The sequence below is a fragment of the Amycolatopsis sp. NBC_00355 genome, assembly GCF_036104975.1.
Taxonomy (GTDB): domain Bacteria; phylum Actinomycetota; class Actinomycetes; order Mycobacteriales; family Pseudonocardiaceae; genus Amycolatopsis.
In genome coordinates, this window is sequence record NZ_CP107982.1 from 2,996,930 (window position 1) to 3,009,959 (window position 13,030).

A 13,030-nucleotide genomic window follows, 5' to 3' on the forward strand; every position below is an offset into this window, starting at 1 on the left:
CCCTCATGATGATCACCCCGGCACCCGCAGGAAGGATTGCCGTGCTTCCGACCATCGCCCCACAGCCGGTCCGCGGTCTCGTGATCACCGAGGTCGTGGTCGTGGCCGGGCTGAACCTCGAACTGCTCGTGCGACGGCTGATCGTGCACGCCCCGGCCTCAGCAGGCGAGATCCTCTACTTCGCGGTGGGTCTGGCGGCAGGCGCGATCGCCCTGCTGCGGCGGCGTTTTCCCGAGCGGACGGCAACGCTGACCGCTTCGGCGATCGCGCTCTCCCTGGCCTGCAGCGGAGTGGGCTTCTTCGTGGCACTGCCGGCGGAGATCGGCGGAGATCCCGAGGTCGTGGCGTCGATGCTCCTGGTGGGAGCGGCATGCCACCGGCTGCACCGGGGGCTCGCCGCGGTACTCGCGGTGCTCGGCGGGCTGGCGATGGCGTCCGCGCCAGTACTGCGGTACGGCAGCACGTCCGCGACGCTGGCCGTGGCGGTGATGTGGGCCTTGCTGTGGGGCTGCAGCGTCATGGTCGGGCTGATCCTGCGGGACGGCGACGCCCGCCGTGACGCCGCACTGGCGGCCGCCCGCGACCGGGAGCGGCTCGAGCTGGCCAGGGAATTGCACGACTTGGTCGCCCACCACATCACCGGCGTTGTGGTGCGTACGCAGGCCGCAAGCGTGATCCTCGCCGAGGGTCCCGAGCATGACCTGATCAAGGAGATCGAGCAGGCAGGCTCGGAAGCCCTCGGCGCAGTGCGGCGGCTGGTCGTGATGCTGCGCAGCCCCGGGCACGGCTCCGCGGTCCCCGCGAGCAACCTGGTCGAGACGGTCGAAGCCGCGGGCGCTCACGGCGACGGCGTCACTGTGCGGCTCGCGCCGGGGCTGGCAGACCTGGTGGTTACGCCGGAAACCGTGTCGACCGTTCACCGCGTGGTGCTGGAGTCGCTGACCAACGTCGGCAAGCACGCCCACGACGCCCGGCACGTCGTCGTAGTGGTCGAGCCGGCGGAAAACGGCCGGTACCTGCGCGTCGAGGTGAGCAACGACGGGCTCCGCCCGGGCCGCGTGCGCCGGGCGCCGGGCGGCTACGGCCTCATCGGGATGGGCGAGCGGATCGCGGCACTGGATGGCAGGCTGACAGCCGGCGAGCACGGGGACCGCGGCTGGCGGGTCCTCGCCGAACTGCCGCTGCCGGAAGGGGGAACGTCGCGGTGACCGTGCGAATCCTGCTGGCCGACGACCAGGCCATGGTGCGCACCGGGTTCCGGCTGATCCTGGAACGGGTACCCGGTCTCGAGGTGGTCGGTGAAGCCGACAACGGCCACCAGGCGGTCCAGCTGGCCCAGGAGCTGCGGCCCGACGTCACGCTCATGGACATCCGCATGCCCATCGTCGACGGACTCGATGCCACCCGGCAGCTGGCCGGCCCGGACGTCGAGCATCCACTGCGTGTCCTGGTCGTCACTACTTTCGACCTCGACGAGCTGGTCCACGAAGCCCTCTGCGCAGGCGCCTGCGGCTTCCTGCTGAAAGACGCCGGCCCCGGACTGCTGGTCGAGGCGGTGCACGCGGCCGCGAACGGCGAAGCGCTGGTCTCGCCATCGATCACCACCCGGCTGCTGGCCCACTTCACCGCGTCTCCGGCGCGCCGTAACACCCGCCGCGCCGACCCGCCCCTGAGCCAGCGGGAACTCGAAGTCACTCAGGCCATCGCCCGGGGCCGGACGAACGCCGAGATCACCGAGCAACTGACGATCTCGCTGTCGACGGTCAAAACCCACCTCGCGTCGATCCAGCGCAAGATCGCGGCGCGCAACCGCACTGAAATCGCGGTCTGGGCCTGGGAATCCGGCATGGTGCGCTGAATCGACACGCGGTACCGACGTTCTCGAACACGATCTGTCCGCCTCAAAACGCTCAACGCAGCGTGTGAGTCGGGACAAGACACTACTTCAGGTGCTTCCGGAAACGGGGGAAACTACTCAGGCTTTGGCGATCCGGCGCCGATAACCTGGGCGCTATGAGGGTTTCACGCATCGTCGTGGTACTCGGTTGCGCGGCCGTGGTCGGGTCCTTCTGGCTCGTTCCGCCGGTCGCGGCGGGGGACACCGAGACGGACCGGCAGTCGACCACGCTCGCCGCCGCGATCGGCTACCCGCGCCAGGCGGACGCCGCCGGGTTCGCCCGCGCCGCGTTGGCCACGCCGCTGGGGCGCAGCGCGAGCTTCGGCATCCTGGAGGTCACCGACCTGCCCCACGACGGCCCCCGGGATCCGATGGCCCGTCTGGTCTGGCGGATCCACCACGAGCCGCCGCCCACGGACTGGAACCTCGGCCCGGACGCTTTCGACGCCTGCTACCGCGTCGAGTTCGACTACTACGGGACGTCGTCGGGACCGTCGCGGATCACCTGCCCGGCGAACGCCGCCGCGATCACCCCGCCCCCGGTGCCGAAGCGGGGCATCCCGGCCGGGTTCGTCCCGGCGCTCGAGGCCGTCCTGGGACACCTGCCGGCCACGGCCGGCGTGGCGGAGGTCCGCGCGGCGCTGACCGCCGGGATGCCCACGCCCCCGGTGGATCCCGAGACCCACCTGGCCGGGATCCCACCGGAGGTCCTCGTCCAGGTCCGGGGAACCGACGTCGGTGTGGCCCTGTTCGCCCGGACGGGCGTCGAGACCACGGACTGCACGATGGGCCGCCGGGTCGAAGGCGTGGTGCGGGTGTGGTCGCTCAGCGCGCGGGACCAGCGGATGGAACTTCCGTGCGGCGCCGAAGCCGCTCTGGCCGCTCCCTAGCAGGCACAGCGGCTCAGTCACGCGCTGCGTCGTAGCTCGGGAGCAGCGACGACAGCGCGGCCAGCCAGAACCGGTCTGCGTGCTCATAACGGACCGGACCGTCGACCTGTCGCCGCAGCACCGCGTTCTGATGTCGGAGTACGAGCAGCTCGACGTCCTTGCCGGCGTCCCGGCGCAGCAGTATCGCCGGTACGGACAACAACGCACGAGTTGTCCGGTACAGCAACGAAATGATCATCCCGGTAGCATCTCAGCCGCCGCAGAGGAGCCGCGCACACGGGCTCCCACCAGCGGCGATGACTTCTCGAGCCCCACAGGGTGGCCCACTTCGGAGACCCGTTCGCGTGCTCCGCGTGAACGCTTCGGCCGCGCAAACCCAATACTTGCTGTGACTATGACGCGGCAATCAACTCCGGCAAGCGGTGATGATCGGCCTGACCTGCGCCGCGGTGATCTCGAGGAGTCTTTCCGGCGTCTGTTCGACGAGCACGCCGCGGTCCTACACCGCTATCTGGTCGGGAGGATCGGTGTCGACATTGCCGGTGACCTGCTCAGCGAGACGTTCCTGATCGCATTGCAGCAGCGCGACCGTTACGACGCCGAGCGAGGAAGCGCCCGGTCCTGGCTGTTCGGTATCGCGACGAACCTACTGCGCACGGAGGTCCGCAACGAGGTCGCTGCCCAACGAAGGCAGTTGCGCGTGGCCGCGCACGAGCACAGCAGGCGGGTTGTGCACGGGCATGCCGATCGGGTGGCCGAACGGATCGACGCGCAGACCCGGGTGCAGCACCTGGCCGGGGCGTTGGCGGAACTCTCGCCGAACGATCTGGACGTGCTGCTGCTGACCAGTTGGGCGGAACTGGCGCCGACCGAGATCGGCGAGGCGCTCGGTGTTCCCGCCGGCACCGTGCGCTCCCGCTTGCATCGGATCCGGCGCTTGCTGAAGGCGTCCGCGGCCTCCAGTTCCGCGCGCGATGAGGAAGGAGTACAGGCCGATGACTGAGGACAACGTCCACCGCTTGTGGACCGACGAAGAGCTGGACGAAGGGCTGATCTTGATGCGCCCCGGCGAACTCGCCAACCGGCAGCCCCTGGCCGAGGCACGAAACACACTGTTGAACGCAGTGCGCTCACTCGAAGGAAGGGACACCCTGGTGGCCGACACCAACCCAGTGACCGAGCCGACACGAAAGCCAGGGCTTCTCGCCGGACGGCGCTGGTGGCTCAGCGCGGCCGCCGCGGTAGTGGTCGTTGCCGTCGGCGCCACCGTGGCGATCACCGGCGGAGACCACGGTGACCCCTCGCCCCAGCCGACCTCGTCGGTGCCGGCGGTGAAATTCGCGTCGGTGCAGCAGGCGCTGGACAAAGCGGCCGACAAGATCCATGTCACGGGCGAGGCACCCATTCCCGCGGGGAAATTCCGGTATACCGAGACCCGCGGCTGGTACCTGGTCGCCAGCAAAGAGCGCCAGTTCGCTTTCCTCGCCGAAGAGCTGAGGCAGACCTGGCAGCCGAGCGAGTTCGACAGTGAATGGCTGCTCAAGATCGGGCAGACGGGGAACAAGCAGTGGCTGGTGGGCAACGAGCAAACCCCCACCACCGAGGGCCAGAACAAAAACGAAATCCGTCAGTCCGGTGAGTGGCGCGCGCGGGGTGGCCAGTTCCCCGAGAAAGCGTTGATCTTCGCCGGCCGGGGCGCCGGCGAATGGAGCGCACCCACCAAACAGCAGTTGGCCGACTTGCCCCGCGACCCGCAACAGCTCTACGAGCTCATGCTCAAAGATCCCTTTCTGGCGAACAAGCCCCGCGGCGGAGGTGTGCTGGCAGTCGCGGCCACTCTGCTGAAGACCGGTGTCGTACCCGCCGATCTCAAGGAAGCGGTGTACCGCGCGGTGGCCAAGATCCCCGGGCTGAAGATCACCGCGCAGGTGGCGAACCTCGACGGCCGCAAGGGCGTCGCCCTGGGTGTCACACCCCCGGACGGTACCTATCTCTACGAGATCATCGTCGATTGCGACACCGGCGAGTTCATCGGGGAACGGACGACCCAGTTCACGCCAGGAGGCGACGGGGGGATCGAAGGCATCAAAGCCGACACCGTGACCTCCTACAGTTCGGTCCACACCGCCATCACCGACCAGGCGGGGACCGTTCCGGCGGGAAACTGACCGGCCCACGAGGCCGACCAGAGTGGGCTCGGCACTCGCTCGGGGCGGGTGCCGGGCCCTGCGGGTGCCGAAGTCACGTCCATGCATGTCAAACGGCATGTCCGTACTCGTGGAGGACTCCCCCGGGTCGGTCCTGCCGGCGTATCACGAGGCGTTCGATCCGGTCGGGTTCAAGGGCCTGGGGCCGGGCTCGCAGGGGCGCCGCGGCGGCCAGCTATCGGTGGGTTCGATGCTGGTTGTAGTGCCGCTCGTACTCACGGAGCGCATGCCGGAGGTGAGTCTCGTTCCAGATCAGCGTGCGGTCCAACAGTTCGACCCGCAGCGTCTTCACCCAGCTGGGTGAAGTGCCCGGTATCGGACGACTCGCTGGAGGTGGAGGCGGAGAAGTCGTAATCCTTGATCTCGCCGTACCAGCTGCCGGTCGCCCCGTCGTCGGTCCGAGACCCGGTTCGGACGAGGCCTGCCAGGACAGGTTCTCCCCCAGCCAGGCGCTGAGCCACGCGTGGCCGTGGTTGAGGTAGTTCTCGGTGAAGACTGGTTGACGCTGACCAGGATGGTGCTGAGGAAATCCTGGTCGGCGTAGTCGGGAAATGCTTCTCTCGTGCCTACGGTTTCGTCCTGTTCTCGGGGTCCTACGGTTGCCGCACGGTGACGTCGGCCGGGGATCGCGGGTCGATTTCGTAGTGGGTGTCGTACTGGCTGCTGAAGCCGGTCACGCGGACGGTTCCGCCCACGGCGAGGCCGCTGAGGTCGATGCCGGTCTCGGTGTTGGCGAAGATCGTGAGTTCGCCGGAGCCGTCGTCGACGTAGAACTTGCGGCCGTAGGGCAAATCCGGCTCCGGGGCCTTGGTGATCGTGGCGGCCACGCGCACCAGCAGCCCTTCCGTGGCCTCGCCGACTGCGCCGGTCGTGAGCGGCTTCGGGTGGACCTTGGGTCCCCTGCCGCGCACCCAGACCGCGGCCGGGGCAGCGGGGACGAGAATGCGCAGTCCGGAGCTGTCGCGCAGCGTGCCGGTTACCCGGAACCCGATCCCCCGGCGTCAGGTCCGAGTTCACCGCAACGCTGACGTAGATCCCGGCGCCACGGTCCTGGATGGCGAAGCCCTTGTCGAAGAAGCTGGACTCGAACGCGCCCGAGGGGTCGTGACCGTGCCCTCGACCATGACCACCGTGTCCTGCACCAAAGTCCGTGCCAGGCGATGGACACCGCGTGGTGCGACACGTCTACCTGGGCGGGTGGTCCCACACCCGCGAAAGCGAGCACCAGGAGCAGCACCGTGAAAGTACGCTGCCGAGGAAAAATGGATTTGATCCTTTCCCCTCACGCTGTACCGACCTGCGAAAGCGGTGACCCCGTTCTTGTCGCCGTTTTGCCCCCGCGCACTGCCGGGCACCGGAATCTACGCGGCGGTTTGGTTCAAGCCTTTCACACGAGCAGGGCGGATATCAGCCGCCAATCGGCGGGCAGCCAACCGTGGAGACTCGCGACGGTCGAAGTATCGAAGTGACTTCGAGCGCGACGATCCCGACCCTGTTCCCGGTCTACTGCAGAGATCAGCTACTTTTCGTTAGATGCAGCCAGTCACAAGCTCTCAGGTGTCGAGTGCGGTTTTCACGCCGACGGCGGTGTCGGTGTTCCGGCGGGTTTTGGCCCAGCCGTTGCGACCACGCACCAACCGGGTCAGCGCGCGCCACGATGTGATGTAGAAGGCGTAAATGTAGAGCGCGTAGGCCATGCCCATCCCGACGCCGCGGAGAATATTCCTGCTGTGCAAGCACTTCAGCTGGTAGATCGGGCCCCACACGACAAACGGCAGCAGTCCGAACGATCCGTAGATCGCGAACAGGATCCACGCGCCGCCGGTGAACCAGGTCCACACCTGCGCCGGGTCGCCGGCGGTGCTGATCAGTAACAAGATGAACGGGATCGGGTAGAGCAGCGACCCGAGCAACTGCAGCCACGGCTGCGCGAGGTAGTACATCATCTCGGCCGCACCGAGGGTGCTGACGTGGGGTGAATCCCAGATCTGGCGCAGGTACCGCGCGCACTGCATGGTGCCCTGGCCCCAGCGGGTGCGCTGCACCAGGAACCGTCGCAGGCTGTACAAGCCTTCCTGCGCGACGAACGAGTCAGGGGTGAACCCGGTACGCCAGCCTGCGGTCAGCAGGTGGACGCCGAGCTCGAAGTCCTCCAACAGGGAACCGCGCCACGGCCGGCCACTGTCGCCCGCGATCGAGTCGAGCGCGGTGAGCCGGGTGAATTGGCCGTTGCCGCCCATCGAGATCGTGCCGGTGAAGCCGCGCGAGGTCTGGATCGCCGCGATCGCCGTGCGGAACTCGAGATCCTGCAACTGCGCCAGCTTCGATCCGAACGCGCGGGAAAACCGGTTCCGCCCGGGCGCCCGGGCATCGACGTTGCTCATCCGGACGTCGACCTGCACGGCGCCCATGGTTTCGTCACCGAAGAGGTGGGCGGCCGCGCACACCTCGAGACAGTTCCATGCCGGGCGCCCGTCCGCGTCGACGACCACGACCACGACGCTGTCGCGCGCAACGCCGGCGGCTATCGAGTCGTTGAGGGCGTCGTAAGCGGCGTTGAGCGCGTCACCTTTGCCGGTCCTGGCCTGCGGTCGATGACGTTCGACGAGGTGCAGGTACGGGTCATGGCCACCGCCGCGGCGCCGCAGCGCGCGCACGACCTGGGCCGTGGCGTCCTCGGAATCGTCGTCGACGACCCAGACGTGGGCACTGGGGAACGTGGTCCGCAGGTAGCGGACGGTATCGCCGATCACGGCCTGCTCGTCGCGGCACGGCACGAAGAAGTGCCACGTGAAGTCGGCTGGGTCTCCCACCGGCGCCGCGGTGCGCCGCAGGTACGGCACGACGATCACCACGACGTAGACGATGAACGCCACGCTCATCGTCAGGGCGAACGCTTGGGTGACCGCCAGCAACACCTTCAGCGACCCGACGCCCATCAGATATCACTCTTTCGAGTGAATCGTGCGCCACCGGAGCGTCGGGTACCGAGCCACACGAACAACACCAGCGCGACCGCGCCGCCGAAGACGCTAACCATCGAGCCGAGCAGTGTATGACCCCAGTAATAGCCCTTATTGACACCCAGCCACCGCACCAGGCCGACGATCATGAGCAACCGCAACTGATTGACGAAAAACAATGCGACAACGGAGATGACCAACGCGATCAGCACTTTCCGCTGACCGAGTGGCCGGTAGTGGATCATGACCGCGGCCACCAGAATTAGCGGCAGCAGCAGGAACAGCGACGAGCACTCGGGAGTCATCGTCAACCCCAGCGGAGCGGGGCCTGTCAACCCGAAGTACACGGTCTCCCGAGCGGCGGACACTTCGACTCCCGTCGATGTCACGCCACGAAGAATCAGGCCCGCGACCTGCACCTCGAGGACCCGGTAACCACGCTCGAGGACCACCAGCACCAGCACGGATACGACCAGCGCGCCGACCGTTGCCCCCCTGCGAAATCGGCCGCGACCTGGGATTGGGGCACTGAAGGCAGTCACAATTGACCTCCTGGCCGTTGTGGAGGAGCCGCTGCCGTGCCGGTGACGGCTACCCTCATTGGTTCGACATTCCGTCCATCGTGTTACCGGTAGCCGCTCAGCCTGGACGAAGCCCGAGCAGCCAGGTGCCGATTGCGAAGAACTGCTGCAGCACGCGTAGATCGAGGCTGTCCCCATTGGACGACAGCCGGGGATATCGCGTGGTGCACACCGGGCATCAATCGTCAGTCCACAGCGGAAGGACGCCGGCGTCGCCCGCCCGAGATCCGCTGATCACGTTACGCCGAAAGGGTTTCCGGCCTTGCCAGGCGCACGGGCAACTGCTCCACCGCCGCGGAACCGACACCCGAGACCATTCGGGCTGTCCCGCGCGCCGCCAGCCGTCTGGGGGCCGGCCCGGCTGCCGAACAGCTGCGCACACGCTTGGTAAGGAGTATGCGTCCGACTTGCGGGAAGGGATCAGAAACTCACCCGGAGGGGTGATCAAATTGCTCGTTTCGTATCTTCCGGTGGCCGACATTCGATAACCACTACGCCAAGCGACTCACTCCGGCCGGACGTGCCCAGCAGCGGGCCGCACACATTCATCGCCGAGATAGTTCGGAGGAACAATTGATGACAACGCATGTTGTTGTGCGCAGAGGTGGAATCCTCGCCGCCGTGGTCGCGTGCACAGTCCTCCTTGACGCGGGTGCCGCCATGGCGGCCGCCGGTGACGGCTCCGCGTACGGGGTCGACGTCGATGTCACCCTGGTGGGCTCCCCCGCGGTGCACGTCGGCCCGCTGGCCGCGTCGAACACCAACGGACCGACGACCAACACCCTCGCCACGGTGACAGCGCCCGGCATCCTCACCACCGGCGTCATCACCACCTCCGCCACCCGTGACACCACCACCGGCGCGGTGACCGCGAAGGCGAGCACAGCCAACGTCGGTCTGCCGCTGCTGAACATTCCGCTGGGAACCGTCAAAGCACAGGCCATCGAGGCCGACTGCACCGCGACGCAGCAAGGTGTCACCGGAAGCAGCACATTCCTCAACGCCACATTGGGCAGCCTCGGCGCGGTCGCGGCCACCCCGGCACCGAACACCACTCTCGCGGTCAACGTCGCCACGGTGCACATCGCCACGATCATCCTCAACGAGCAGATCCACAATCCCGACGGCAGCCTCACCGTCAACGCACTGCATGTGAAACTGCTCGGTGGCGTGCTCGGCTCGCTGGGCTCCGGCGACGTGATCGTGTCCTCGGTTACCTGCGGCCCCGCCGGACTGCCTGTGCCACTCGCGTCAGGCGCCGGGATGTGGATCGCGTTCGGGCTGCTCGGCGTCTTCGCCGTCCCTGTCGGTGTCGGTGTCATCCGCCGCCGCTCGGCGACATCGTTCTGACAACGCCGGCTCACCGCACCGAGTGAAGTGAGGCTCTGATGTACAAGATGCCAGGCGCGGGCGTCGGGGTGGCCGGTGGCGGTGTGGGCACCCTGGCCTACACCGGCGCCGACGTCGGGTGGTGGCTCGCCATCGGCGTGTTCCTGGTGCTCCTGGGCGCCAGCATTCTCGTCGCGTTGCACCACCGCCGCAGACGGCTCGGCCAGAGCCGGCGCTGACTCGGCCCACGCAGCGGGACAGCGGCTGCCTGCACGCCAGGCAGCCGCTGTCCGGCCCGACCACACCACACCCCTTCAGCGAGGAGTCGCACGTGGACATCATGGTGCTGGCAGGAACCCGCCCGGAGGCGGTCAAGATCGCAGCGCTGACGACAGCCCTGCAGGACCATCCCGTCCTGCGGCCGATCATCGTGCACAGCGGCCAACACCCCGTCATGGTCGAGCAGGCCCTCGCGCCCTTCGATCTGAAGGTCGGCGCCTGGCTGCCCACCCCGGCCCGCGCCACCGGCGAACAAGCCGAACTGGTCGCGGGTATTCTGCCCGCCGCGGCCGAGTTGCTGCGCCGGCATCCGCCGGCCGCCGTCGTGGTGCAGGGTGACACCACCACGGCGCTGGCCGGCGCGCTGGCCGCGTTCTGGCAGCAAGTACCCGTCGTGCACCTCGAAGCGGGCCTGCGCACCCACGACCTGGCTTCCCCGTTTCCCGAAGAGGGCAACAGGCAGATGATCTCCCGTATCGCCGCGCTGCACCTGGCACCGACCGTCGCCGCCGCAGCCGCCCTGCGAGCGGAAGGTGTTCCTCCGTATCGCATCACCATCACGGGAAACACCATCGTCGACGCCGTCCAGGCCATCACCGCGCGAGACCTGCCCGCGCGCGACGCCACCTTGGCCCTTCTGGAGATGGAGGTCGCCCAGACCGGCAGGCGGCTGCTACTGGTGACCGCGCACCGTCGCGAGTCCTGGGGCCGGCCCCTCGACCGCATCCTGGTCGCGATCCGCCGGATCCTCGCCGAACACTCCGACGTGCACATCCTCTTTCCGCTCCACCCCAACCCGGCCGTACGGGGGCAGGTCGAGGCCGCGCTGGCCGGCCACCCCCGGGTGAGCATCACCGAACCGCTCGGCTACCCCGATCTTGTTCGGGCTCTGCGGATCGCCTCGGTGATCCTCACCGACTCCGGCGGCATCCAGGAGGAGGCGCCGAGTTTCGGCACCCCCGTCCTCGTGCTGCGCGACCACACCGAACGCGCCGAAGGCGTGATTGCGGGTCGCGCCTGGCTGGTCGGCACCGACGTCGACCTGATCACCACCACCGCGACATCGTTGCTCGACGGCACCCTGCGACCCACCCAGGGCTCGAACCCCTATGGCGCCGGCGACGCCGCGGAGAAGTCCGTCGCCGCTATCGAGTACCTGCTCCAGGTGCCCCGGCCCACGACCCGCGCGGAACAGGTTCCCACCCCTTCGCCCCGCGACCTGCCCGCACCTGCCGTAGCGGCGACATCCTCATAACGCCCCGTCACGCCGGAGGTATCCGATGCACAGCCACGCCGACATCCTGAGCCGAAAACTCCACCGCACCCTTGACGTTCACGCCGGGGTGGCCTGGCGACACACCATCCAGGTGACGGCTACGGTGCTGATCACCGGCACAGCCGTCCTCCTCCTCGTGAACGGGTCGTTCCCCCCGGTGCTGGCCGCCGCGCTCGCCAGTGCGCTACTGGTGGTTGTGGCCGCCGTCCGAGCGTTGCGCCGGGCTGCGCGACAGGCCAGCACCATCCTCGCCGAGGAACTCCGTCCGGTCGATCAACCGAGCCGCCGGCTCAGCTGATCTCGGCTGCAATAGCAGAAGCCCGAATCGACGCAGTGTCTGACGCAGGTGCGGGCGGCGGCGAGGAAGGCGCGGAAGTGACTGGTGTAGCTGTCGTATCGGGCGCCGGTCAGGTCGGACAGGATGTGGATCTTCGAGCCGCTCTTGCCGCGATCGACCGGGTCGGGCCGGGTCATGGATCCCCGGTTTTCGCTCTGACAGGCGCTCCGTCACAGACCGCGCGGAACCAGTCGATCATGCCCTGGCACCAATTCATCAAGAACCATGCGATGCACCCGTGGCCACAACCCGGCCTTGGCCTATTCAGCGAACGGGCGATGAGCGGTCGGCAGACACCGCCACGAGCACCCGCTGGTCAACCCGAACACGATCGCCGTGCAGGTCGCCCGGTAATCCACCCGCGCCGGCCCACCACCCTGCGGGCGATCACCAATCGCCGCCTTCCGGATCCACGCCGTCCCCACCTCCTTTTCCGCGTAGTGCCACAGTGTTCCCAGGTGCCACACCGCCGAGGTGTCGCCGCCTTCGGCGGCTTTCTTGAACCAGAACTCGGTCTTCTCGACCTCACCGCGGTGTTTCAGCAGCCTCGAGGTCGACCATCGTCGCGGTGACGCCGGCGTCGGCGGCATGCGAAGCCGCGTCTCAACCCACGATTACCCGGAAAAGCCCCGGTGCCGAGACGCCACCGGGGCCGCGGGCTTTCCGGATCCAGGCCATGGCTTCCTCGTTCTCGCTACGCAGATGCACTAGCGCACTGAGGTAAGTACAAGTTCGTGCTCTTCCGGCTGCACGACGGCTCGGTGACTACGCCGGTGATCTGCGGGGCGTCCCGGCCATGACCGGCCGGCGCTGTCGTGGATCACGAGGAGCACGCCGGCCGCATCGATGCTGAACCCGGCGATCACCGGGATTTCCAGCGGTTCATGGAGGATCACGGTGGCGAGCACCGCGGTCACCGAAGGCACGAGGAAGAACATGGTGCTCGCCCGGCCGGCGTGGTCGCGCCGGACCATCAGGTAGAGCAGGCTGACCGCGCCGATCGAGTTGACCATGGCCAGCCAGGCGACGCTGACCACCAGGGTCGCGGGATCGCTCGTGGGAAACGGTTCGAACGCGAAGCTGCAGACGCCGGCGAGGACCGTCGAGGCCAGCAGCTGCACCGTCTGGCCGTTGCGCAGGTCCATGCCGGGACAAAAACGTTTCTGGTGGACGGTGCCGCCGCTGAGCGCGAGCAGGCCGCCGGGTCAGGCCGAGGCCGGCGAACGCGTGCGACGACACGTGGAGACCCTGGGAGGCGGCGAGCACGACAC

The 13,030-nt window shown here is 67.9% G+C and carries 14 protein-coding genes and 1 pseudogene; 9 read left to right on the top strand and 6 right to left on the bottom strand.

The features are described from left to right. Positions 1-41 precede the first annotated feature (41 nt). The 3 genes from OHS18_RS12485 to OHS18_RS12495 all read left to right on the top strand — a co-directional run bounded on the left by OHS18_RS12485 (position 42) and on the right by OHS18_RS12495 (position 2,787). Positions 42-1,208, top strand: coding sequence for a sensor histidine kinase (locus OHS18_RS12485; RefSeq protein WP_328617083.1), 1,167 nt, complete (start codon positions 42-44; stop codon positions 1,206-1,208). Then, the gene (locus tag OHS18_RS12490; protein WP_328452834.1) at positions 1,205-1,858 is read left to right on the top strand and encodes a response regulator transcription factor; all 654 of its coding nucleotides are present in this window, start codon (positions 1,205-1,207) and stop codon (positions 1,856-1,858) included. The genes OHS18_RS12485 and OHS18_RS12490 overlap by 4 nt, the downstream gene beginning before the upstream one ends. Positions 1,859-2,013: 155 nt before the next feature. Then, positions 2,014-2,787 carry a hypothetical protein gene (locus tag OHS18_RS12495; protein WP_328452832.1) on the top strand — a complete coding sequence of 258 codons (774 nt, stop codon included), beginning with the start codon at positions 2,014-2,016 and terminating at the stop codon, positions 2,785-2,787. Positions 2,788-2,800: 13 nt separating this feature from the next. Here OHS18_RS12495 and OHS18_RS12500 read toward each other — a convergent pair whose 3' ends face one another. Next, positions 2,801-3,025, bottom strand: coding sequence for a hypothetical protein (locus tag OHS18_RS12500; protein ID WP_328452830.1), 225 nt, complete (start codon positions 3,023-3,025; stop codon positions 2,801-2,803). Between the two features lie 156 nt (positions 3,026-3,181). Here OHS18_RS12500 and OHS18_RS12505 point away from each other — a divergent pair, with 156 nt between their 5' ends. Both OHS18_RS12505 and OHS18_RS12510 read left to right on the top strand, forming a co-directional pair. Beyond that, positions 3,182-3,790, top strand: a complete 609-nt coding sequence (locus tag OHS18_RS12505) for an RNA polymerase sigma factor (protein ID WP_328452828.1) — start codon at positions 3,182-3,184, stop codon at positions 3,788-3,790. After that, positions 3,783-4,955 (top strand): CU044_5270 family protein, encoded by a 1,173-nt coding sequence (locus tag OHS18_RS12510; protein ID WP_328452826.1) that lies wholly within the window; start codon positions 3,783-3,785, stop codon positions 4,953-4,955. Before OHS18_RS12505 ends, OHS18_RS12510 begins: the two co-directional genes overlap by 8 nt. Positions 4,956-5,587: 632 nt before the next feature. Here the strand turns inward: OHS18_RS12510 and OHS18_RS12515 are convergent. The 3 genes from OHS18_RS12515 to xrtP all read right to left on the bottom strand — a co-directional run bounded on the left by OHS18_RS12515 (position 5,588) and on the right by xrtP (position 8,499). Next, entirely contained in the window at positions 5,588-5,905 is a 318-nt protein-coding gene (locus OHS18_RS12515; RefSeq protein ID WP_328452824.1) for a hypothetical protein, read from the bottom strand. Positions 5,906-6,547: 642 nt separating this feature from the next. Continuing rightward, on the bottom strand, positions 6,548-7,933 hold the full coding sequence (locus OHS18_RS12520) for a glycosyltransferase (RefSeq protein ID WP_328452822.1): 1,386 nt from the start codon (positions 7,931-7,933) through the stop codon (positions 6,548-6,550). Next, complete coding sequence (gene xrtP / locus OHS18_RS12525) at positions 7,933-8,499, bottom strand: exosortase P (protein WP_328452820.1); 567 nt, start codon at positions 8,497-8,499, stop codon at positions 7,933-7,935. Before xrtP ends, OHS18_RS12520 begins: the two co-directional genes overlap by 1 nt. A gap of 615 nt (positions 8,500-9,114) precedes the next feature. Here xrtP and OHS18_RS12530 point away from each other — a divergent pair. From OHS18_RS12530 to OHS18_RS12545, 4 genes are all read left to right on the top strand, one after another. After that, the gene (locus tag OHS18_RS12530; protein WP_328452818.1) at positions 9,115-9,888 is read left to right on the top strand and encodes a choice-of-anchor P family protein; all 774 of its coding nucleotides are present in this window, start codon (positions 9,115-9,117) and stop codon (positions 9,886-9,888) included. A 38-nt stretch (positions 9,889-9,926) separates the two neighbouring features. Continuing rightward, positions 9,927-10,106, top strand: coding sequence for a peptidase (locus OHS18_RS12535; RefSeq protein ID WP_328452816.1), 180 nt, complete (start codon positions 9,927-9,929; stop codon positions 10,104-10,106). Between the two features lie 92 nt (positions 10,107-10,198). Next, the gene (gene wecB / locus OHS18_RS12540) at positions 10,199-11,401 is read left to right on the top strand and encodes a non-hydrolyzing UDP-N-acetylglucosamine 2-epimerase (protein ID WP_328617084.1); all 1,203 of its coding nucleotides are present in this window, start codon (positions 10,199-10,201) and stop codon (positions 11,399-11,401) included. A 25-nt stretch (positions 11,402-11,426) separates the two neighbouring features. After that, positions 11,427-11,720 (top strand): hypothetical protein, encoded by a 294-nt coding sequence (locus tag OHS18_RS12545; protein ID WP_328617085.1) that lies wholly within the window; start codon positions 11,427-11,429, stop codon positions 11,718-11,720. 104 nt (positions 11,721-11,824) lie between these two features. On the opposite strand, the pseudogene OHS18_RS12550 reads toward OHS18_RS12545, so the two are convergent. Together OHS18_RS12550 and OHS18_RS12555 are read right to left on the bottom strand one after the other, a co-directional pair. Next, a pseudogene (locus OHS18_RS12550) lies at positions 11,825-12,184 on the bottom strand (IS5/IS1182 family transposase); the annotation flags it as partial. Positions 12,185-12,466: 282 nt separating this feature from the next. Continuing rightward, a complete protein-coding gene (locus tag OHS18_RS12555) occupies positions 12,467-12,904 on the bottom strand; it encodes a DMT family transporter (protein WP_328617086.1) in 438 nt (145 codons plus the stop codon). Between the last annotated feature and the right edge of the window lie 126 nt (positions 12,905-13,030).